Annotated in this window: 16 protein-coding genes; 12 read left to right on the forward strand and 4 right to left on the reverse strand. The window is 72.2% G+C overall.

All coding sequences use genetic code 11. The features are described 5' to 3' along the window. Window positions 1-119: 119 nt before the first annotated feature. Together IEY91_RS34630 and IEY91_RS34635 are read left to right on the forward strand one after the other, a co-directional pair. On the forward strand, window positions 120-3,845 hold the full coding sequence (locus IEY91_RS34630; protein WP_189177000.1) for a glycosyltransferase family 2 protein: 3,726 nt from the start codon (window positions 120-122) through the stop codon (window positions 3,843-3,845). After that, window positions 3,842-5,335: a DUF5719 family protein gene (locus IEY91_RS34635; protein ID WP_189177001.1), complete on the forward strand. Its 1,494-nt coding sequence runs from the start codon at window positions 3,842-3,844 to the stop codon at window positions 5,333-5,335. Before IEY91_RS34630 ends, IEY91_RS34635 begins: the two co-directional genes overlap by 4 nt. Before the next feature lie 233 nt (window positions 5,336-5,568). Here the strand turns inward: IEY91_RS34635 and IEY91_RS34640 are convergent, their stop codons facing one another. Further along, window positions 5,569-6,036: a metallopeptidase family protein gene (locus IEY91_RS34640; RefSeq protein ID WP_189177002.1), complete on the reverse strand. Its 468-nt coding sequence runs from the start codon at window positions 6,034-6,036 to the stop codon at window positions 5,569-5,571. A 310-nt stretch (window positions 6,037-6,346) separates the two neighbouring features. Between IEY91_RS34640 and IEY91_RS34645 the strand changes: the two genes are divergently transcribed. The 7 genes from IEY91_RS34645 (at window position 6,347) to IEY91_RS34675 (ending at window position 14,196) form a co-directional block, all read left to right on the forward strand. Beyond that, the gene (locus tag IEY91_RS34645; protein ID WP_164324337.1) at window positions 6,347-6,724 is read left to right on the forward strand and encodes a DUF3499 domain-containing protein; all 378 of its coding nucleotides are present in this window, start codon (window positions 6,347-6,349) and stop codon (window positions 6,722-6,724) included. A 234-nt stretch (window positions 6,725-6,958) separates the two neighbouring features. Then, a complete protein-coding gene (locus tag IEY91_RS34650; protein WP_164324339.1) occupies window positions 6,959-8,575 on the forward strand; it encodes an L-lactate permease in 1,617 nt (538 codons plus the stop codon). Between the two features lie 132 nt (window positions 8,576-8,707). After that, on the forward strand, window positions 8,708-10,072 hold the full coding sequence (locus IEY91_RS34655; protein WP_164324341.1) for a phosphomannomutase/phosphoglucomutase: 1,365 nt from the start codon (window positions 8,708-8,710) through the stop codon (window positions 10,070-10,072). A gap of 296 nt (window positions 10,073-10,368) precedes the next feature. After that, entirely contained in the window at window positions 10,369-10,545 is a 177-nt protein-coding gene (locus tag IEY91_RS34660; RefSeq protein WP_189177003.1) for a Trm112 family protein, read from the forward strand. A gap of 135 nt (window positions 10,546-10,680) precedes the next feature. Then, on the forward strand, window positions 10,681-11,859 hold the full coding sequence (locus tag IEY91_RS34665) for an SIS domain-containing protein (protein WP_164324343.1): 1,179 nt from the start codon (window positions 10,681-10,683) through the stop codon (window positions 11,857-11,859). A gap of 104 nt (window positions 11,860-11,963) precedes the next feature. Next, window positions 11,964-13,115 (forward strand): mannose-6-phosphate isomerase, class I, encoded by a 1,152-nt coding sequence (gene manA / locus IEY91_RS34670; RefSeq protein ID WP_164324345.1) that lies wholly within the window; start codon window positions 11,964-11,966, stop codon window positions 13,113-13,115. Between the two features lie 106 nt (window positions 13,116-13,221). Then, on the forward strand, window positions 13,222-14,196 hold the full coding sequence (locus IEY91_RS34675; RefSeq protein ID WP_189177004.1) for a cation diffusion facilitator family transporter: 975 nt from the start codon (window positions 13,222-13,224) through the stop codon (window positions 14,194-14,196). Window positions 14,197-14,303: 107 nt separating this feature from the next. Here the strand turns inward: IEY91_RS34675 and IEY91_RS34680 are convergent, their stop codons facing one another. Beyond that, complete coding sequence (locus tag IEY91_RS34680; protein WP_189177005.1) at window positions 14,304-16,439, reverse strand: fructose-specific PTS transporter subunit EIIC; 2,136 nt, start codon at window positions 16,437-16,439, stop codon at window positions 14,304-14,306. Window positions 16,440-16,807: 368 nt separating this feature from the next. Between IEY91_RS34680 and ahcY the strand changes: the two genes are divergently transcribed. Further along, window positions 16,808-18,262, forward strand: coding sequence for an adenosylhomocysteinase (gene ahcY / locus IEY91_RS34685; protein WP_164324349.1), 1,455 nt, complete (start codon window positions 16,808-16,810; stop codon window positions 18,260-18,262). 263 nt (window positions 18,263-18,525) lie between these two features. Continuing rightward, on the forward strand, window positions 18,526-19,149 hold the full coding sequence (locus IEY91_RS34690; protein WP_164324351.1) for a hypothetical protein: 624 nt from the start codon (window positions 18,526-18,528) through the stop codon (window positions 19,147-19,149). A 158-nt stretch (window positions 19,150-19,307) separates the two neighbouring features. On the opposite strand, the gene IEY91_RS34695 is transcribed toward IEY91_RS34690, so the two are convergent. Then, window positions 19,308-20,369, reverse strand: coding sequence for an RDD family protein (locus IEY91_RS34695; RefSeq protein ID WP_189177006.1), 1,062 nt, complete (start codon window positions 20,367-20,369; stop codon window positions 19,308-19,310). A 144-nt stretch (window positions 20,370-20,513) separates the two neighbouring features. Here IEY91_RS34695 and IEY91_RS34700 point away from each other — a divergent pair, with 144 nt between their 5' ends. After that, the gene (locus IEY91_RS34700; RefSeq protein ID WP_189177007.1) at window positions 20,514-21,521 is read left to right on the forward strand and encodes a stage II sporulation protein M; all 1,008 of its coding nucleotides are present in this window, start codon (window positions 20,514-20,516) and stop codon (window positions 21,519-21,521) included. Between the two features lie 122 nt (window positions 21,522-21,643). On the opposite strand, the gene IEY91_RS42125 is transcribed toward IEY91_RS34700, so the two are convergent. After that, the coding region (locus tag IEY91_RS42125; protein ID WP_229697424.1) for a hypothetical protein at window positions 21,644-21,907 on the reverse strand (264 nt) is incomplete at its 5' end.

Genomic DNA, 21,907 nt, shown 5'->3' on the forward strand with positions numbered 1-21,907 from the left:
ACAGGCGGCGGGCTGTTGTGGTGCCAGCCGTTAGTGTGGGGCCCCGTCCGAGATGCCACAGCGTCCCCAGGGGGGCGCGGGCGTCCACCGCAGTCCAGCGAACCGGGGCCCGTACCTCGATGTCCGTGCACAGCCACCAGGCAGGCCACGAAGGCGCTGCCGCCGGGTTCGATCCGTCCCGCGCGGCCGGGTTCGACCCGGCAAGCCCACCCGAGTTCCCGCGGCATGTCGTGACCGCCGTGCTCGTCTCCCACGACGGTGCCCGCTGGCTGCCCGACGCCGTCGCGGGGCTGCTCGGCCAGGACCGCCCCGTACAGAACGCGGTCGCCGCCGACACCGGCAGCGCCGACGACTCCGCCCGGCTGCTCACCGAGGCCCTCGGCCCCGACCGCGTGCTGCACCTGGCCCGCCGCTCCGGCTTCGGCACCGCCGTCGAGGAGGCCGTCCGCACGGCGGCCGTGCTCACCCCCGAGGACCTGCCCTACCTCAAGCGCCCCAGCGGCTGGGACCCCGTGAGCCGCACCTGGCGCGACGAGACGTACGACATGCCGGAGCTCCCGCACGGCGAGCCCGAGCAGTGGCTGTGGCTCCTGCACGACGACTGCGCGCCCGAGCCCGGCGCCCTCGCCGAACTGCTGCGCGCCGTCGAGACGGAGCGCGAGGCGGGCAACGAGGTCGCGATCGTCGGCCCCAAGCTCCGCGGGTGGTACGACCGCAGGCAGCTCCTCGAAGTCGGCACCTCCATCGCCCACTCCGGACGCCGCTGGACCGGCCTCGACCGCCGTGAGCAGGACCAGGGCCAGCACGACCACGTGCGGCCCGTCCTGTGCGTGTCCACCGCGGGCATGCTGATCCGGCGCGAGGTCTTCGAGCGGCTCGGCGGCTTCGACCGGCGCCTGCCCCTGATGCGTGACGACGTCGACCTGTGCTGGCGCGCGCACGCGGCCGGACACCGCGTCCTGGTCGCCCCGGACGCCGTCGTGCGGCACGCCGAGGCGTCCTCGCGCGAGCGCCGCACCGTCGACTGCGTGGGCCGCACGGCCACCTCGCCGCACCGCGTGGACAAGGCGGGCGCGGCCTACACCCTCCTCGTCAACTCCCGCACGGCCGTGCTGCCCTGGGTCTTCGTGCGGCTCGTCCTCGGCACGGTCCTGCGTACGCTCGCCTACCTCGTCGGCAAGGCCCCCGGACAGGCCCTCGACGAAGTCGCCGGTCTCTTCGGTACGTTGCTGCGGCCCGAGCGGATCCTCGCGGGCCGCAAGAGGCGCGGCAGGCCCGTCGTCGACGCGGGCGAGATGCGGCCGCTGTTCCCGCCGCCCGGCGCCACGGTGCGCGCCACCGTCGAACAGGTCGCGAGCAACCTCGTCGGCCGCTCCGACCCCGAGGTCTCCGCGGCCGGACGGCACGGCGTCGTCGAGTCGGGACCGGGCGGCGACGACGCCGACTTCCTGGAGATCGAGCAGTTCGCCCGCCTCAAGCGCGTCGCCCGCAAGCCCGGACCGGTGCTCTTCGTAGTGCTGCTGTTCGCCTCCCTGATCGCCTGCAGGGCGCTGCTCGGCGGTGGCGCCCTCGCGGGCGGGGCGCTGCTGCCCGCGCCCGCCGACGCCTCCGGGCTCTGGTCGCGCTATCTCGACGGCTGGCATCCCGTGGGCATCGGCGGCACCGAGGCGGCGCCTCCGTACCTGGCGATCCTCGGCTTCCTGTCGTCCCTGCTGTTCGGCTCCACCGGGCTCGCCGTCACCGTGCTGCTCGTCGGCGCGGTGCCGCTCGCGGGCTTCGCCGCGTACTTCGCGTCCCGGCCGCTCGTCGCGTCGCGCCTGCTGCGCGCGTGGGCGTCGGTCGCGTACGCCTTCCTGCCCGCCGCCACGGGCGCGCTCGCGGGCGGGCGCGTCGGCACCGCCGTCCTCGCGATCCTGCTGCCGCTCATCGCGCGCGCGGGCGTCTCGGCGAGCGGCCTGGCCGCTGCGGACGGCGCGCGCGGAAGCTGGCGCGCCACGTGGGCGTACGCGTTGCTGCTGACGGTCACGACGGCCTTCACGCCGATCGTGTGGCCCATCGCGCTCGTGCTCGGCCTCGCGCTGCTCGCGGTGCGCCGCGGCGACATCACCGCGTACGGGCTGCGCTTCCTCGCGGCACTCGGCACACCGCTGCTGCTCCTGGCGCCGTGGTCGCTCTCGCTGCTGCCGTTCGGCTTCTTCAAGGAGGCCGGTCTCGAGTACGGCACGGGGGCCGCGTCGGCCCTCGACCTGCTCGGTGCCAGCCCCGGCGGGCCCGGCACGGTCAGCGGGCTGCTGCTCATCGGCATCGTCCTCGCGGCCCTCGGCGCGCTCCTGCGCGGCGAGCGGCAGGCCGCGGTCCGCACCGCCTGGGCCGTCGCCCTCGTGGCGCTGGTCTTCGCGGCCCTGTCGAACGGCTCGGCGTGGGCGGGCCCGGCCACGCTCGCGTACGGCATCGCGCTCCTGTCCGCCGCCGCGCTCGGCGCCGACGGGGCACGCGCGCGTGTCGCCGAACAGAGCTTCGGCTGGCGCCAGCCGGTGGCCGCGCTGATCGCGTTCACCGCGGCCGCGGGCCCGCTGCTGGCCGCCGCCGGGTGGATGATCGGCGGCGCCGACGGGCCCGTGGAGCGGCGCGACCCGGTGCAGGTGCCCGCGTTCGTCGCCGAGGAGAGCGGCACCCAGGACCAGGCCCGCACGCTCGTCCTGGACAGCGCATCGGCCGCCGAGGTGTCGTACACGCTCGTCCGCGGCGCGGGCGCCCGCCTAGGAGACGCCGAACTCGCCGCGGCGGACGGCACGGACGGACGGCTCGACCGGATCGTGGCCCGGCTCCTCGCGGGCTCCGGCGCCGACCAGGCCGACCAGCTCGGCGGCTACGCGGTGCGCTACGTCCTCGTACGCGACGGAGCCCCCCGCCAACTGAGCCGCACCCTGGACGCGACCCCCGGCCTGACCCGGCTCAGCCAGGAGGACGGCAGCGCCCTGTGGCGCGTGGACCGGCAGGTCGCGCGCGCGGCCGTGGTCCCGAAGACCGGCGACCCCGAGCCGGTCGCCGCGGGCCCGGTCGAGCTGCACACGAAGATCGCGGACGGCCAGGAGGGCCGCGTCCTGCGCCTGGCCGACTCGGCCGACCCGGGCTGGACGGCCACCCTGGACGGCCACGCGCTGACCCGCACCACCGTGGACGGCTGGGCGCAGGGCTTCGAACTGCCCGCGTCCGGCGGGCGCCTCGACGTCACGTACGAGTCGCCGGCGGCCCACACGGCCTGGCTGTGGACGCAGGGCGCGCTCGCCGTGGTCCTCGTCGTCCTCGCGCTGCCGGGCCGGCGCCGCGACGTCGACGACGACCTGCCCGAGGAGCCCGTGGTGCCCGCACAGCCGGTCACCGGCGAGGGCCGCAGGGCCCGCAGGCTGCGCGCGCAGAGCGAACAGGCCGGGGAGGACGGCCGGGCGGCCGCACCGGACGAGGAGGGCCTGGGCGCCGTCCCGGCCCAGGCGCCCGCGTACGACGAGTGGCAGACCCCCGCCCCGGCGGGCGGCGCCGACTACGGCACGTACGGCGGCGAACAGCCCTACCAGGGCGGCCAGTACGGCTCCTACGAGCAGCCGTACCAGGCCGATCCGTACCAGGCGGGCGCTCCCCAGAGCGGTCAGTACGACCCGTACGCCTACGGAGGGGCGTACGGCGGCGAGCAGCAGGGCTACGGGCAGACGTACGACCCGACGGACCCCGCCTACGCCCAGCAGGACGCCGCGTCCTACACCCAGCAGCCCCAGCAGCCCCCGCCGATGCCGCGGCAGCCTCCGCCCGGTACCGACAGTGAGCGCCCCGACGGGAGCCAGCAGTGAACCGCACCACCGTGTCCCTGATCGCCGTCGCGGCCGCCCTGGCCGCCGTCACCGGCTTCGCCTCGGTCAACGCCCCCGACGGCGACGACGACGGCGCGAAGGCGGCGAAGCGGCTGCCCGTGGAGCGCACCAGCCTGCTGTGCCCGGAGCCCAGCACCTCCGACCTCGCCGAGACGAGCTACACGGCGTTCACGCCCTCCTCGGGCGGCGCCGGGAGCGGCGGCAAGGCCGAGCTGCTGCCCGCGCCCAAGGAGCTGACGGACGCGCCCCAGGGCGGCAAGGGCAAGCACAAGGACACCAAGCCGTTCCTGTCCCAGAAGGCACCGGGCAAGCCCGTGACCGGGGAGGAGTCGGGTGCCGAGGCGCCCGCGCTCGTCGGCAGGGCGGACGGCACCCTCGCGCCCGGCTGGACCGTCCAGCAGACCACCACGGTCAGCGCGGGCTCCGGGCGCGGCGTCCAGGGCGCCAACTGCGTCGCCCCGGACACCGAGTTCTGGTTCCCGGGCGCCAGCACCGCCAAGGGCCGCAGCGACTACATCCACCTGACCAACCCGGACGACTCGGCGGCCGTCGTGGACGTCGAGCTGTACGGCCCCGACGGCGGCATCAAGGCCGACGTCGGCCAGTCCATCCAGATCCAGCCGCACTCCAGCGTCCCCGTGCTGCTGTCCACGCTCACCGGCAAGCCGCACACCAACCTCGCGATGCACGTCGTCGCCCGCAGCGGGCGCGTGGCCGCCGCCGTGCACTCCTCGGACGACAAGCTCGGCGGCGACTGGCTGCCCGCGTCCACCGATCCCGCCCCCAGCTTGGTCCTGCCCGGCATTCCCGAGGACGCCACGTCGGTCCGTCTGGTCGCCTTCGCACCCGGCGCCGACGACGCCGACCTGAAGGTCCGGCTCGCCTCGCCCACGGGCCCCATCACCCCGGCCGGCCACGAGACGCTGCACGTCAAGGCCGGCATGACGGCCGCCATCGACCTCGGCGACGTCACCAAGGGCGAGGCGGGCTCACTGCTCCTGACTCCTACGGAGAAGGCGGTTCCCGTCGTGGCCGCACTGCGCGTCACGCGAGGCAAGGGCGACAAGCAGGAGACGGCGTTCATCCCGGCGACCGCCCCGGTGGGCGACCGCGCCACCGCCGCCGACAACCGCGCGAAGGGCTCCACGCTCTCCCTGGTGGCCCCCGGGAAGACGGCCCGCGTCAAGGTCACCGCGTCCCCCGGCGCGGAGGCGGGGGACCCCGTCACGAAGACGTACACGGTCAAGGGCGGCACGACGCTCTCCGTGGCCCCACCGGTCCCCTCCGGCCTCAAGGGCCCCTACGCCCTCACCGTGGAACCCGAGTCGGGCGGCCCGGTGCACGCGGCCCGCACCCTGGAACTCCCCGAGAACGGCATCCCCATGTTCACGATCCAGACGCTGCCGGACGACAGGGGGACGGTTTCGGTGCCGGAGGCGGAGCAGGACTTGGAGGTCCTGCAGAAGTAGACGGTGACGGCCTGTTCCGGCGACGTTCCAGCCCGTCCGGCGTTTGAGGACGAGGCGCGGAGCGGCGATTCGGCGGGGGTCTGTCCCACCCACCCCGGACCTTCACCCCGCCCCGGCTCTTTTCAGCCCGTCCGGCGTTTGAGGACGAGGCCGTTCAGGCCGATACGGGGGTCCGGGGGCGGAGCCCCCGGTTTCGGGAAGGGGCGGGATTGGGGAAAGCCCCGCAGGGCCCCCTACTCCTCCCCGTACCGCGGATCCACAGACTCCGGCGAAAGCCCGAGCAACTCCGCAACCTGCTCCACGACCACTTCGTGGACGAGCGCGGCCCGCTCATCCCGCCCCTTGGTGCGGATCTCGACCGGCCGCCGGTAGATGACGACACGCGCGGGCCGCCCCTCGGAGGCACTGATCGTCCCCCCGAGCGGCACAGTCCCGGCCCCCCAGTCGTCGTCCGTACCGCCCTCACCGACCCCACCGGAAGTGGGCGGAACGTCGAGCACGAGAAAGTCGATCTCGGTGAGCTGCGGCCAGCGCCGCTCAAGCCGCTCCACGGAGTCCTGCACGAGGTCGGTGAAGGCCTCCGCGCGGCTGGCGGAGAGCGGCACCTGCGGAGGCGCCACAGGGCCACGCATGCCCCTGCCGTGGCGGTCGCGGCGGCGGGGCCTCGGATCGGTGGAGCGGGGCTGTACGGGGTCGTCCATCACTGGGGAAGCGTAGTCCTCGAGATCGCCCTTTCCGCACGGAGCACGGCATGTCGCTTCCTGACCATTCCAGCCAAGCTTGGGCTCGATTGCGCGTCTCTCCGGGACCGCCGATCTCGCGACGATTGGCCGGATTTGTACCGAGTGGTGACCGCGTTCAACACCACCGACCCCCCTGGTCCCACGCGTCACCGCAGGTCAGCGCCGCGCTCACGGACGGCTCCGCGCGTGGGATCACGGCACGACACGGGGGAGTGACCTCGGGGAGAGTCGTCGCGGCCCGCTCAAGAGTGCGGTACCGTCCAACGTCGTGAGCCCTGTACGTCGCTGTTCGCGCACCGCTTGCGGCCGTCCCGCCGTCGCGACGCTGACGTACGTCTACGCCGACTCGACCGCGGTCCTCGGCCCCCTCGCCACCTACGCCGAACCCCACTGCTACGACCTGTGCGCAGAGCACTCCGAGCGCCTCACCGCCCCGCGCGGCTGGGAGGTCGTCCGCCTCGCCGACGGCTCGGGCCCGTCCCGCCCCAGCGGCGACGACCTGGAAGCGCTCGCCAACGCCGTGCGGGAGGCCGCACGGCCGCAGGAGCGGGCGGCGGAGGCCGGCGGGAGCGGGGCGCGGGGAGCGGACCCGATGGAGGTCGCGCGCCGCGGGCACCTGCGGGTGCTGCGCTCGCCGGAGTCCTGAACGACGTCTCAGTAGAGGCCTGAAGTCTCCGTAGGCCTGAAGGCGCCTCCGTAGATGCCGAACGATGTCTCCGTAGAGACCCGTTATTCACCCTTGAACAACCCGCCCCGCACGCCCCATTGACGGGCCGTTGGCGCGGACACGACCATTCCCCCAGTCGCGAGAGATCGCTTTCCGCATCGCGGAAGAGCTCTGTGCTGCCGCGTCACGGAACGGAACGTCCGGGGAGGCTTGGTGTACGTCCAGGAACTCGAACCCGTAGCCGACTCACTCGGCCTGTCCGCGCTGGTCGCCACCCTGCCCCTGCTCACCGTCCTCGTGCTCCTCGGCGCCGTCCGCATGAAGGCCCACCGCGCGGGGCTCATCGGCCTCGCGGTCGCCGCGGCCGTCGCCTGGCTCGCGTACGGCATGCCGCTCGGCCAGACCGCCTCCAGCGCCGCCCAGGGCGCCGTCTTCGGGCTCTTCCCCATCCTGTGGATCGTCGTCAACGCCCTGTGGGTGTACCGGATGACCGTCCGCACCCGGCACTTCGACATCCTGCGCCGCTCCTTCGGGCGCCTCTCCGACGACCCGCGCATCCAGGCACTCGTCGTCGCCTTCTGCTTCGGCGCGCTCCTGGAAGCGCTCGCGGGCTTCGGCGCGCCGGTCGCGATCTGCTCGGTGATGCTGGTCGCGCTCGGCTTCGACCCGGTGCGCGCGGCCGTCGTCGCCCTCGTCGCCAACACCGCGCCCGTGGCCTTCGGCGCCATGGGCACCCCCGTGGTGACGCTCGCCCAGGTCACCGGGATCCCGCTGGACACCGTCGCCACCGTCGTCGGCCGTCAGACACCGCTGCTCGCCCTCGTCGTACCGCTGCTCCTGGTCGTCCTCGTGGACGGCCGCCGCGGCCTGCGCGAGACCTGGATGCCCGCCGCGGCCTGCGGATTCGCCTTCGCCGCCGCGCAGTTCGCGGCCTCCAACTACGTCTCCGCGCAACTGGCCGACATCGGTGCCGCGTTGGCGGGCGCGGGCGCGCTCGTCGCGGTGCCGGGCGCCCGCAAACCGGCCGCCGAGCCCGTCCGGGCCGCGGTCCTGACCGGCGTACGCAGCGAAGACCTGGACCACGACGATCCGCGCGCGGACGTGCTGCGCGCCTACGCCCCGTACGCCCTCATCGTCGCGATCTTCTCGATCGCGCAGATCCCGCCCGTGAAGGACTTCCTCGCCGAGGCGACCCGCGCCTTCGACTGGCCCTTCCTGAACGTCGGCGACCCGGCGGGCGACCCCGTCGGCGGCAACGTCTTCTCGCTGCCGCTGGTGTCCACCGGCGGCACCCTCGTGCTGCTCGCGGGCGTCGGCACGGCGGCCGTTCTCGGTGTCCACGCGCGCGTGGCGGTGCGCGAGTGGGTGGCGACCGTGCGCGAACTGCGGTTCGCGATCCTCACCGTCACCAGCGTCCTGGCGCTCGCGTACGTCATGAATCTGTCCGGACAGGCCGCCACCATCGGGCACTTCGTGGCCGACGCGGGAGCGGGCCTCGCCTTCCTGTCGCCGGTGCTCGGCTGGTTCGGCGTCGCCGTCACCGGCTCGGACACCTCCGCCAACGCGCTGTTCGGCTCGCTCCAGGTGACGGCCGCCGAACAGTCGGGGCTCTCGCCCGAACTCCTCGCCGCCGCCAACAGTTCGGGCGGCGTCCTCGGCAAGATGATCTCCCCGCAGAACCTGACGATCGCGTGCGCGGCCGTCGGCCTCGCGGGCAAGGAGGGCGACCTGCTGCGCAAGGTGCTGCCCTGGAGCCTCGGGCTGCTTCTGGTGATGTGTCTCATCGTGGTCGGCCAGAGCACGCCGGTGCTGGGTTGGATGCTGCCCTGAGGCTTCCCTGAGCCTCCCTGAAGTTGCCCTGAGATGCTCCCCTGAGGCGACTTCCGGTTCGGTGTTGCGGGTAGTTTGTTGCCACCGACGAGGGCTTGCCGAGCTCCCAGAACCTTGCAGAGAGGGTTGGCCGTGACTGCTGATCTGTCCCAGCTCGTGAAGGCGTACGACGTGCGCGGGGTGGTCCCGGACCAGTGGGACGAGTCGCTCGCCGAGCTGTTCGGCGCCGCCTTCGCGCGGGTGACGGAGGCGACGGCCATCGTCATCGGGCACGACATGCGGCCCTCGTCGCCCGGTCTGTCCGGCGCCTTCGCGCGCGGGGCGGCGGCGCTCGGCGTCGACGTCACCGAGATCGGCCTGTGCTCGACGGACCAGCTCTACTACGCCTCGGGCGCGCTGAACCTGCCGGGCGCGATGTTCACGGCCTCGCACAACCCGGCGCAGTACAACGGCATCAAGATGTGCCGCGCGGGCGCCGCACCGGTCGGCCAGGACACCGGTCTCGCGGAGATCCGCGCGCTGGTGGAGGGCTGGAGCGAGTCCGGTGCCCCCGAGAGCGCGGCGACCCCGGGCACCCTCACGCGGCGCGACACCCTCACCGACTACGCCGCGTACCTGCGCTCCCTGGTCGACCTCACCTCGATCCGCCCCCTGAAGGTCGTCGTCGACGCGGGCAACGGCATGGGCGGCCACACCGTCCCCACCGTCTTCGAAGGCCTGCCCCTCACCCTCGTACCGATGTACTTCGAGCTCGACGGCACCTTCCCCAACCACGAGGCGAACCCGCTGGACCCGGCGAACATCGTCGACCTCCAGAAGCGCGTCCGCGAGGAGGGCGCCGACCTCGGCATCGCCTTCGACGGCGACGCGGACCGCTGCTTCGTGGTCGACGAGAGCGGCGCGCCCGTCTCCCCGTCCGCGATCACCGCGCTCGTCGCCTCGCGCGAACTCGCCAAGCACGGCGGCTCGGGCACGGTCATCCACAACCTGATCACCTCCTGGTCCGTCCCCGAGGTCGTCCGCGAGAACGGCGGCACGCCCGTGCGCACGCGCGTGGGCCACTCCTTCATCAAGGAGGAGATGGCCAAGACCGGCGCGATCTTCGGCGGCGAGCACTCCGCGCACTACTACTTCCGCGACTTCTGGAACGCCGACACCGGCATGCTGGCCGCGCTGCACGTCCTCGCGGCCCTCGGCGGCCAGGACGGCCCGCTGTCCGGCCTCGTCGCGCAGTACGACCGCTACGCGGGCTCCGGCGAGATCAACTCCACGGTCGACGACCAGAAGGCCCGCCTCGCGGCGATCCGCACCACGTACGAATCCCGCGAAGACATCACTATCGACGAACTCGACGGCCTCACCATCACCTCCACCGACTGGTGGTTCAACGTCCGCGCCTCCAACACGGAACCCCTGCTCCGCCTGAACGTGGAGGCCCGCGACGAAAAGACGATGACAGGGGTACGGGACGAGGCACTGGCGATCATCAGGGGCTGAATACCTACCGGCTGGGTGTTCAGAGGAGACCTGCGCACCCAGCTGCCGCGTTTGTGGGCAGGCGTTCTGGGAGGGGGGCCGGACGCCCGTCCGCTGCGTTTGTGGGCAGGCGTTCCGCACGGCGGAACGGGTGGGCACAAACGCCCACCGGCCAGCACCCGAAGGAAGAAGCGCCCCGCCCCACCCCGGGGCATCCGGGGCGAAGCCCCGGCCCGAGCACAGCCCAAGGCCCCCGGCCAGCGGTACGCTGACCAGGCCACAAACCCCACCCGCCCCACCCCGAAGGGACCCCGCACATGCCGCTCGAAGCCGGCCTCCTGGAGATCCTCGCCTGCCCGGCCTGCCACGACCCCCTCAAGGAGACGGACACCGAGCTGGTCTGCACCGCGGAGAGCACGGAGTGCGGCCTGGCCTACCCCGTCCGCGACGGCATCCCCGTCCTCCTGGTCGACGAGGCCCGCCGCCCCGCGTAACGACGGGTCGACGCGGCCCGCCGCCCGAGCGACGATCGAAGACGCGCACCGTACGCCGCACCAAGACCGCCGCACCGTACGACCACCCAGCCCGCCACCCGCCGCGCGCGGTCGCGGCGATCGGAGGCCGACCCCATGCTCGACGAGTCGCTCCTTGACGCCCCCGAGGCCCTGGCCCGGGCCGACCTGCACGATCTGCTGCGCGGCGCCGCCGAAGCGGGCGCCCGCGTGCGGACGGCGGTCCGGCACGCCACGGAGTCCGGCCTCACGGAGCTCAAGCCGGACGGCCGCCCCCGCGCCGTCCTGATCGCGGGCCCCGGCACCGCCGCGACCGGCGTGGCCGACCTCATCGGCACGCTCGCGGGCACCGCCTGCCCCGTCGTCCGCCTCGCCCCCACCGGCGTGGCCCCCGCGGCAGGCGCCCTGCGCTGGGCCCTGCCGGGCTGGACGGGCCCCGTCGACCTGCTGCTCATCGTCACCCCCGACGGCTCGGAGCCCGGCCTCACCCTCCTCGCCGAGCAGGCGTACCGCCGCGGCTGCACCGTCGTCGCGGTTGCCCCGCCCCGCTCCCCGCTGGCCGAGAGCGTCGAGGGCTCGCACGGCCTGACGGTCCCGATGGCCGCGTCGCCCGTGGCGTACGAGGCGGCGCAGCGCGAACCCTTCACCCAGGAGGACCTCTCCCGGGAAGCCCCCGCCACCGCCCCCGGCACCCTGTGGGCCCTGCTCACACCGCTGCTCGTCCTCCTGGACCGCACCGGCCTGATCGCGGCCCCCGTCGACACCCTCCAGAAGGTCGCCGACCGCCTGGACAGCGTCGCCGAGCGGTGCGGCCCGGCCATCGCGACGTACAGCAATCCCGCGAAGACCCTCGCCACCGAACTCTCCGAGACGCTGCCGCTGATCTGGTCCGAGGGGCAGAGCGCGGGCATGGCGGGCCGCCGCTTCGCCGCCGCCCTCGCCGAACTCGCGGGCCACGCAGCCCTCGCCGCCGAACTGCCCGAGGCGCTCGCCGCGCACACCACGCTCCTCGCGGGCGGTCCTGTCGGCGGCGGCGACGGCGACGACTTCTTCCGCGACCGCGTCGAGGAACCGGCCTCGCTGCGCGCCCGCGTGGTCCTCCTCAGGGAGCACCCCGCCGACGCCGGGGGCCTGACCGCCGCGCCCACCGCCCGCGAACTCGTCCACAGCCACGACACCGCGCTCAGCGAGCTGGAACCGGCGGACGGCGGCGACCTGGAGCGCCTCGCCGAGCTGATCGCCATCACGGATTTCGCGGCCGTTTACCTGGCGCTCGCCTCCGGGGACCGATCATGACCGGTGCGACCGCAGCGACAGACAGACCGCTGCCCACCCCACGGCCAACAGCCCGCCGGTAACCGCACCCCCGCACGCGCACTACCCGTAAGGGAGACCCCTCCGTGGACCGCCTCACCAACACCGTCCGCCCCTACGCCTGGGGCTCCACCACCGCCATCGCACAGCTCCTCGGCGTCGAGCCGACCGGCGAGCCGCAGGCCGAGATGTGGATGGGCGCACACCCGGGCGCGCCGTCGCGCACCGAGCGCGGCCCGCTCAACGAGGTGATCGACGAAGACCCGGCGCACGAGCTGGGCCCGCGCGCCGTCGCCAAGTTCGGCCCGCGCCTGCCGTTCCTGCTCAAGATCCTCGCCGCCGGCGCCCCCCTCTCCCTCCAGGTCCACCCGAACCTCGAAGAGGCCAAGGAGGGGTACGACGACGAGGAGCGCCGCGGCGTCCCCCTCGACGCCCCGCACCGCAACTACAAGGACGCCAACCACAAGCCCGAACTGATCTGCGCGCTCACGCCTTTCGACGGACTCTGCGGCTTCCGCGCCCCCGCCGAGGCCGCCGACCTGCTCGCGGGCCTCGGCGTCGACTCCCTCAAGCCGTACGTCGACCTGCTGCACGCCAAGCCCGAAGAGGCGGCGCTGCGCGAGGTCCTGACGGCCGTCCTCAGCGCCGACCCCGACGACATGGCGAAGACCGTCGCCGAGGCCGCGACCGCCGCCGAACGCCTCGGCGGCGACTACGCCCCGTACGCCGCCGTCGCCCGCCACTACCCCGGCGACCCCGGCGTCATCGCCGCCATGCTGCTCAACTACGTCCAACTCCAGCCCGGCGAGGCCATGTTCCTCGGCGCCGGCGTCCCGCACGCCTACATCCAGGGCCTGGGCGTGGAGATCATGGCCAACTCGGACAACGTGCTGCGCTGCGGCCTGACCCCCAAGCACGTCGACGTACCCGAACTCCTGCGCGTCGTACGCTTCGAGGCCACCGACCCCGGCGTGCTGCGCCCGGAGGCCTCGCCCGACGGCGAAGAGGTCTACGAGACGCCGATCGACGAGTTCCGCCTCTCCCGCTTCGTCCTGCCCGAGAGCGGCGCCGCGCACGACCTCACCGCCGAGACCCCGCAGATCCTGCTGTGCACTGCGGGCGCGGTCCGCGCGGGCGACATCGCCCTGACGCCCGGCCAGTCCGCCTTCGTCCCCGCGGGGGAAAAGGCCGAAGTGTCCGGGACCGGCACTGTTTTCCGCGCCACTGTGGTGGCCTGACCCCCCGCATGCCTCAGGTGCTGCAACAATGACCCACCGCAAAGGCCGGGCAAACCAGCGCCCGGGCGACGAGTAGTGACGCAAGGCGAAGGGACATCGGGCACACATGAGTGCGTCAGGCGGAACAAAGGCGATCGTGGCGGCACTCGTCGCCAATCTCGCGATCGCGGTGGCGAAATTCGTGGCGTTCCTCTTCAGTGGCTCGTCGTCGATGCTCGCCGAGAGCGTGCACTCCCTCGCCGACTCCGGGAACCAGGGCCTGCTGCTCGTCGGCGGCAAGAAGGCCCAGCGCGAGGCGACCCCGCAACACCCCTTCGGGTACGGCCGCGAGCGTTACATCTACGCGTTCCTGGTCTCCATCGTGCTCTTCTCGGTCGGCGGCATGTTCGCCATCTACGAGGGCTACGAGAAGATCAAGCACCCGCACGAGATCGAGCACTGGTACTGGCCGGTGGGCGTCCTGATCTTCGCGATCATCGCGGAGTCGTTCTCCTTCCGCACCGCCATCAAGGAGTCCAACGCCCTGCGCGGCAAGCTCACGTGGACGCAGTTCGTGCGCCGCGCCAAGGCCCCCGAGCTGCCGGTCGTGCTCCTGGAGGACCTCGGCGCGCTCGTCGGCCTGGTCCTGGCGCTCGGCGGCGTCGGCCTCGCCCTCGCCACCGGCGACGGCGTCTGGGACGGCATCGGCACCCTCTGCATCGGTGTCCTGCTCATCCTCATCGCGATCGTCCTCGCGGCCGAGACCAAGTCGCTGCTCCTCGGCGAGGCCGCGGGCACCGAAGAGGTCGAGAAGATCGAGCAGGCCCTGGTCGACGGCGACACCGTCACCCGCCTGATCCACATGCGTACGCTGCACCTCGGCCCCGAGGAACTCCTCGTCGCCGCCAAGGTCGCAGTCCGGCACGACGACACGGCCCGCGAGATCGCCGACGCGATCAACGCCGCCGAGGACCGCATCCGCGCGGCCGTCCCCATCGCCCGCGTCATCTACCTCGAGCCGGACATATACAGCGAGGAAGCGGCAGCCGCGGGCACGAACCCGGCGAAGTCGCCCGGCGGTTCGACGGAGGGCGACCACTGAGGCCTGTTTCCGCCGCAAGCGCTTGTACGTGAAGGGCCCCGCACCTATGTGGTGCGGGGCCCTTCACATGCGTACGCATACGTACGCATGCGTCGCACTCGTCGAGCTCACTGCACCTCGCGCAGCACTTCCAGGATCGCCGCCTCGTCGGGCGCGGCCACGAGCCGCTCCCGGAACCCGACATCCATCAACTTGCGCGACAGCAGCGCCAGAATCCGCAGATGCTCGTCGCCCGCGGCAGCCTCCGGCACGGAGATCATGAAGATCAGCTTGGCCTTCGTACCGTCCATCGACCCCCACTCGATGCCCTCGGCGGACCGCGCGAAGCCGACGACCGGAGCCGTCACCGCGTCCGTCTTGGCGTGCGGGATCGCGATCTCCTCGCCGAGGCCGGTGGTGCCCTGCGCCTCGCGCCGCAGCGCGGTCCGCACCAACTCCTCTACGTCGCCGACCTTGCCGGTCCGCGCGAGCAGCCCCGCCATCTCCCGGATCGCGGCTTCCTTCTCGTCGGCCGCGAGCTGGACCTTGACGGTCTGCTCGGTCAGGTAGCCGGAGAGGACCTCGCCACCGGGAGCCGCCGCGTCGGCGGGCGCCTGCGGCACGGAGGCTGAAGGCGCGGGGGCAGGCGCCGAAGGAGCGGGCGCGGCAGGGGACTTCGCGGTCGAACCCGCCCCCGAGCCGACGCCACCGCCCGCGACAGCGGCACCGGCTCCCGCGAGCACCGGCTCGCCCGCACCCGGCCCACCGGCCCCGCCGACCAGCGGCTCACCACGCCGCCGCCGCTCGCTGATGTCCACCAGCGTCACGGTGGTCAGCGCCGTGACGACGGTGCCAATGGCCACGGCCACGAAGAACATCGGTACGCCGCCGATCGCGCCCAGCACCGCGACGATCGGCCCGCCGTGCGGCACCGCGTCCTTCACATCCGCCAGACCGGCGACCGCACCGGCCACCGCGCCACCGAGCATGTTCGCCGGAATGACCTGCGCGGGCCGCGCCGCCGCGAACGGAATCGCACCCTCCGAGATCCCGAACATGCCCATGAACAAGGCCGCGAGCCCGGTCTCCCGCTCCTGCTCGCTGTAGAGCCGCTTACGGATGAGTGTCGCGAGCCCCTGCCCGAGCGGCATCACAGGAATCGCCGCCGCGCACATGCCCATGACCGTCTGGTTGCCGGTCGCGATGAGCCCCGCGCCGAACAGGAACGCCGTCTTGTTGACCGGCCCGCCCATGTCGAACGCGATCATCAGCCCCAGGATCGCGCCGAGCAGAATCGCGCTCGTGCCCGTCATCCCGCTGAGCCAGTCCGTCAGATGCTCGAAGACCCACGAGATCGGCTTGCCGATGACGTAGATGAAGAAGAGCCCGAGCGCACTGGTCGCGATGATCGGGATCACGATGATCGGCATGATCGGCCGGGCGAACTTCGGGACCTCGACCTTCTTGATCCACAGCACCAGATACCCGGCCAGGAACCCGGTCACGATCGCCCCGATGAAGCCCGCCCCCGCCTCGGAGTCGTACAGCTCACCGGTGTTGGCGATCCACCCGCCGATCATGCCCGGCACCAGCGCCGGCCGGTCCCCGATCGCGTACGCGATGTACCCCGACAGAATCGGCACCATCAGCTTGAAGCCGATGACCCCGATCTCGTTCACATGCATCCAGAACGAGTCGTCCGGGATGACGAGCCCGCCCTTGGGGTCGGTGTGCCCGCCAAGCGACAGCGAGATCGCGATCAGCAGACCGCCGACCACGACGAACGGGATCATGTACGAGACGCCGTTCATCAGCGCCTTGTACGCCACACTCCGCTCCCGGCCACCGTCACCGGTCGACGCTTGCGCGGCATCGCCACCGCCTCCGCCCCCGCCACTGCCGCCGTGCACCGGCGCGCCCTGCACCTGCTCGATGAGCCGCTCCGGATTGCTGATGCCCTCGGACACCCCGACGGACAACACGCGCTTGCCCGCGAACCTGGCCAGATCGACGTCCTTGTCAGCCGCGATGATGACGCCGTCGGCATCTCTGACATCGTTGTCAGTCAGTACGTTCTCGGCGCCGATGGAGCCCTGGGTCTCCACCTTCATGTCGATGCCGAGACCGTCGGCGGCCTGCTGGAGCTTCTCCGCCGCCATGTACGTGTGGGCGATGCCCGTCGGGCAGGCGGTCACCGCGAGCAGCTTCAGCCGCTTTTGCCCGCTGGGGCCCCCGCCTGCCGGGGGGTCGGCCGGACTGGTCACGTGGATCTCCTAACGCCTTGGCCAAACAAGATCGCGCATATGTTCCCGATCTCCAGGCATCCTGCAACAGACGAGGACAGGTTCCAAAGCGCAAAGGTCCCGGTTCGTGCGGGTCTCACGACCTTTGTTCGGTGCTCGATTCGGCCACAGTCCGCGCAGGGGCGGGCTGGGGCTCGCTGCGCCAATCGGTGTAGATTCGTGACAGTGCCAGACGTCGCTGCTGATGGCGGTCGGGCGGTCCGTACCTGGACCGGCCGAGGGAGAGAGGGCCTCCGACGGACTGCACTGCGCGCGCCGGTGCACCTCTGTGCCCCGACGCCGCAGGTCAGCCATGCCCACCCTCGATCTACCACGAGGAGCAGCTCAGAATGACTGCCGCCAACGGCCAAGACTTCAAGGTCGCCGACCTCTCCCTCGCCGAGTTCGGGCGCAAGGAGATCACCCTCGCCGAGCACGAGATGCCCGGCCTCATGGCGATCCGCAAGGAATTCGCCGCCGCCCAGCCGCTGGCCGGCGCCCGCATCATGGGCTCCCTGCACATGACCGTGCAGACCGCCGTCCTCATCGAGACCCTGGTCGCCCTCGGCGCCGAGGTCCGCTGGGTCTCCTGCAACATCTTCTCCACCCAGGACCACGCCGCGGCCGCCATCGCCGTCGGCCCGAAGGGCACCCCGGACAACCCCCAGGGCATCCCGGTCTTCGCCTGGAAGGGCGAGACCCTGGAGGAGTACTGGTGGTGCACGGAGCAGGCTCTGACCTGGCCTAACTCGCCCACCGGCGGCCCGAACATGATCCTGGACGACGGTGGCGACGCCACCCTCCTCGTCCACAAGGGCGTCGAGTACGAGAAGGACGGCAAGGTCCCGGCGATCGAGACCGCCGAGTCCGACGAGCACCGCGTCATCCTCCAGACCCTGCACCGCACCCTGGGCGAGAACCCGCAGAAGTGGACCCAGCTCGCCTCGGAGATCCGCGGCGTCACCGAGGAGACCACGACCGGCGTCCACCGCCTGTACGAGATGCACCGCGACGGGCAGCTCCTGTTCCCGGCGATCAACGTCAACGACGCCGTCACCAAGTCGAAGTTCGACAACAAGTACGGCTGCCGCCACTCGCTCGTCGACGGCATCAACCGCGCCACGGACGTCCTCATCGGCGGCAAGACCGCGGTCATCTGTGGCTACGGCGACGTGGGCAAGGGCTGCGCGGAGTCCCTGCGCGGCCAGGGCGCCCGCGTGATCATCACCGAGATCGACCCGATCTGCGCCCTGCAGGCCGCGATGGACGGCTACCAGGTCACGACGCTCGACGAGGTCGTCGAGACGGCCGACATCTTCATCACCACGACCGGCAACAAGGACATCATCATGGCCGCCGACATGGCCAAGATGAAGCACCAGGCGATCGTGGGCAACATCGGCCACTTCGACAACGAGATCGACATGGCCGGCCTCGCGAAGCTCCCGGGCATCGTCAAGGACGAGGTCAAGCCGCAGGTCCACACCTGGAAGCACCCTGACGGCAAGGTCCTCATCGTCCTCTCCGAGGGCCGCCTGCTGAACCTGGGCAACGCGACCGGACACCCGTCCTTCGTGATGTCCAACTCGTTCGCGGACCAGACGCTGGCCCAGATCGAGCTGTTCACCAAGCCCGACGAGTACCCGACCGACGTCTACGTGCTCCCCAAGCACCTCGACGAGAAGGTCGCCCGCCTGCACCTGGACTCGCTCGGCGTGAAGCTCACGACGCTCCGCCCCGAGCAGGCCTCGTACATCGGCGTCGAGGTGGAGGGCCCGTACAAGCCGGACCACTACCGCTACTGACCCCGGCACCGGCCGTCGCCGCGACCCGGCCCCCGCCACGGGGCCCGGTCACGCCCGCCGGCCGCCCGGCAGTACGCCTCCAGCAGGCCCTCGCCCACCGCGGCGGGGGCCTGCCCCCGTAGTGGCCCGCCCTGGCCGCGCGGCAGCGGTCCAGCGCAGGTCACGCGGTAGTGACCCCGCCCCGCCCGGTCGCCGGGTCACGCCCTCGGTCGACGCCCCGTCAGGAAGCCCTGCTCCACGTCCCCCGACAAGGACCACGCACCATGCCCCGCGGCCGGTATTCGCTTCACGATCCGCACGATCACACCCCCCTCGGTGAAGAACACTTCCAGTGCGCGCCAGGCCCTTCCGGCTGGCGCTATGTCGCCCAGCGCACCACCCCCTCGGGCGACCACTCGGGCTCCGTCGACCTGACCCTCGACGAACTCGGCCGCCCCATCCGTCTCGAACTGCACGCCTCCGGCTGGCAGGTGCGCGCCGCCGCCCTCGATGGCGTCACCTGGGTCCGCTCCGACCCCTCCGGCGCGCACGCCACCGAGAACAATGCCCCCGCTCACGCCGTCACCGGCACATCCCCCGCCTTCCTCGTCGCCACCGCCCGGCTGCTGCGGCTCGCCCCCGCTTCCCCCGCGACCCGCGTACGCCTGGTCGCCTTCACGGACCCCGTCCTCGCCCCCCGCACCCTCGACCAGTCCTGGGCCCTGCTGAAAAGAGAAGCACACGCCACTGACAACGGCCCCCTGACCGTGGACGAATACCAGGTCACAGCCCTGGACACGGGCGAGCAGCACACCGTCCACCTCACCGGCGACGTGGTCCTCGCGGCACCCGGCATCGAGCTCGAAAACCTCGAGTCGCCACCGTCGGCGTTCGGCTCGGAGGGCTGAGAGGCGGGCGGACCGGCCGGTTGTGGGGCGTGACGGGTCTGCCGGTCGAGCGGGGCGCCGATGCGGCTGGCTGCGATGCGGCTGGCTGCGAGGCGCGGCGAGGCGGCCGGTTGTCGGGTGTGACCAGTCGGTCGGCCGAGAGGGCGGGGCTTGCGGCTTTATGCGGGCGGGACGAAGCCCGTCGTGGGCTGTGCGGGCTCCTCGGGCGCGGGGGTGGTGGGCCTCGGCGGGGCGGGAGCCGCTGGGGCGGGTGTGCCGGATCCGGGGGCGGGCTGCGACGGCTGCGGGGGCTGTGTCGCAGGCGGGGTCGGGGACGCGTACACGGGCGGGCCGACAGGTGCGGCGCCCGGCGGGGCGAACGGTCCCGCCTGCGCACCGGGCCGGCCCGTGGGCGCGCCCGACCCACTCGGCACCCCTGGCGCACCTGGCGCGTAGGGCGCCCCAGGTGCCGCACCCGGCATCCCAACTCCCTGCGCCCCGAAGGCCCGCCGCGTCTCACGGGCCTGCCGCTCGTGCACCACAGCGGCAAGGAACGCCGCCGGCGGCACACCCTCCGGTGCCGGAGCCCCGGTCCGCGCCACGACGTCGGACGCGAGCCGCTCCGCCATCGCCCAGCCGACCTGCGGATCCAACTGCCCCATCCGCGTCAGGTACTGACGGATGGCCAGCCACAGCCCGTCCGGCACCGCGGACAGATCCAGCTCCGCGAACCGCCCCGCGAGCCACGGCGGCGGCGCGGGCACGTACGCCATACGCCCCGTCGGCACCCGCTCCCGCACCACGAGCGTCCCCGCGAACACGTCCCCGAGCCGCCGCCCGCGCTCCGACACCAGCGACGCGATGCACGCGATGACCCCGAACGTCAGCAGAATCTCGACGACCCCGACCGCCCCGCGCACCAGCGCGTGCCGGAACCGGATCGGCCCGCCGTCGTCCCGCACCACACGCAGCCCGCACGCCAGCTTCCCGAGCGACCGCCCGTGGCTGAGGGTCTCCACGGCGATCGGCACCCCGACAAGCACGAGTACGAACGTCCCCACCGCGATCGCGGCGACAGCCGCGTCGTCGAGCGAACCGGCCGCGGCCAGCAGCCCCAGCGTCACCGCCAAATAGACGGACCAGGCCACGACCATGTCGATGAGCACGGCCAGCGCACGGCTCGGCAGCTTCGCGGGACGCAGTTCCAGCGCCACCGCCTCACCGGTCACCAGCTCACTCACGCCTGCCGCCCTTCCCTCCGCCGCCCCAGGAACCGCCAGTCTGCCAAGCTGACCGTGGATCGCGCCGCCGTGGTCGCCGTAGCCGTCTCAATCCTTAGTCGCAGTACGAGAAGCAGTACAAGAAGCCGAGGAGCAGCCAACCCGATGGACCTCGACGTCTTCGTGTCCGCCCACCGAGCCGAGTGGGACCGCCTGGACGCCCTGCTGCGCCGCCAGCGCCGCCTCACCGGCCCCGAGGTCGACGAACTGGTCGTCCTCTACCAGCGCACGGCCACGCACCTCTCCTTGATCCAGTCCAGCGCCCCGGACCCACAGCTGACCGGCCGCCTCACTCAACTGGTGGCACGCGCGCGTAGTGCCGTGACAGGCACGCGCCGCGCCTCCTGGAGAGATGCCACCCGCTTCCTGACCCACGGTTTCCCCGCGGCGGTCTACCGCTCCCGTCACTGGTGGGTACCCACGGCGCTGCTCTCCATCGCCCTGGCGGCCGTACTCGGCTGGTGGATAGGCACCCACCCCGAAGTCCAGTCCTCCATAGCCGCCCCCTCCGAACTGCGGGACCTCACCCGCCCCGGAGGGGAGTACGAGACGTACTACTCCAGCCATCCGGCCGCGTCCTTCGCGGCCCAGGTATGGACGAACAACGCGCAAGCAGCGGCGATGTGCCTGGTCCTGGGCGCGTTCCTCTGCGTCCCGGTCATCTGGATCCTCTTTCAGAACATGCTCAACCTGGGCGTCGGCATCGGCCTGATGTCCTCCGCGGACCGCCTCGACACCTTCCTGGGCCTCGTCCTCCCGCACGGCCTCCTGGAGCTGACCGCGGTCTTCGTAGCCGCCGGCACCGGCCTCCGCCTCGGCTGGACCCTCATAGACCCGGGCCCACGCACCCGCCGCACAGCCATGGCCGAAGAAGGCCGCGCCGCCCTGGGCATGGCCATCGGCCTCGCCCTGATCCTCCTGATCTCCGGCGCCATAGAAGGCTTCGTCACCCCCTCCGGCCTCCCCACCTGGGCCCGCATCGGCATAGGCATAGCCGCCGAACTCGCCTTTCTCGCGTACGTCTACGTCCTCGGCGGCCGCGCCGCGCGCGCGGGCGAGACGGGCGACGTGGACGAGGCCGAGCGGAGCGCCGCGGTCCCCACTGCGGCGTGATGTGCGCACGTCGCCTGTGACCTGCTAGTCTCCTCGTCGCCCCGGAAAAGTCATTGACATGGCAAGACCGGGGAGGTAGATTCGAACAGTTGCCTAGAGCTGGACAGCTCCAGCGGCGGCAGTTAATATCTGCCTGCTTCTTGAATTTCATTAATCGAGAAGCCACTCCCGATCACTCGGAATGTTGAGCCGGTCAGACCGGCGGAAAACTTCTGATAAAGTCGGATCAGCCGAAAGGCAAAGGCCCTCCAACGGCCACCGGAAATGAAATCCGAACCGGGAACGGAACGGAAAACGGATCTGGTAGAGTTGGAAACACGAAATACCGAAGGGAAGCGCCCGGAGGAAAGCCCGAGAGGGTGAGTACAAAGGAAGCGTCCGTTCCT

This window comes from Streptomyces lasiicapitis (assembly GCF_014646335.1).
GTDB classification, from domain to species: domain Bacteria; phylum Actinomycetota; class Actinomycetes; order Streptomycetales; family Streptomycetaceae; genus Streptomyces; species Streptomyces lasiicapitis.

Excerpts from the sequence above, each read along its gene's own strand:
- IEY91_RS34675 (WP_189177004.1), top strand. The coding sequence starts at position 13,222 with ATGAGTGCGTCAGGCGGAACAAAGGCGATCGTGGCGGCACTCGTCGCC.
- IEY91_RS34700 (WP_189177007.1), top strand. The coding sequence starts at position 20,514 with ATGGACCTCGACGTCTTCGTGTCCGCCCACCGAGCCGAGTGGGACCGC.
- IEY91_RS34630 (WP_189177000.1), top strand. The coding sequence starts at position 120 with ATGTCCGTGCACAGCCACCAGGCAGGCCACGAAGGCGCTGCCGCCGGG.
- IEY91_RS34660 (WP_189177003.1), top strand. The coding sequence starts at position 10,369 with ATGCCGCTCGAAGCCGGCCTCCTGGAGATCCTCGCCTGCCCGGCCTGC.
- IEY91_RS34665 (WP_164324343.1), top strand. The coding sequence starts at position 10,681 with ATGCTCGACGAGTCGCTCCTTGACGCCCCCGAGGCCCTGGCCCGGGCC.
- IEY91_RS34690 (WP_164324351.1), top strand. The coding sequence starts at position 18,526 with ATGCCCCGCGGCCGGTATTCGCTTCACGATCCGCACGATCACACCCCC.
- IEY91_RS34640 (WP_189177002.1), bottom strand. The coding sequence starts at position 6,036 with ATGGACGACCCCGTACAGCCCCGCTCCACCGATCCGAGGCCCCGCCGC.
- ahcY (WP_164324349.1), top strand. The coding sequence starts at position 16,808 with ATGACTGCCGCCAACGGCCAAGACTTCAAGGTCGCCGACCTCTCCCTC.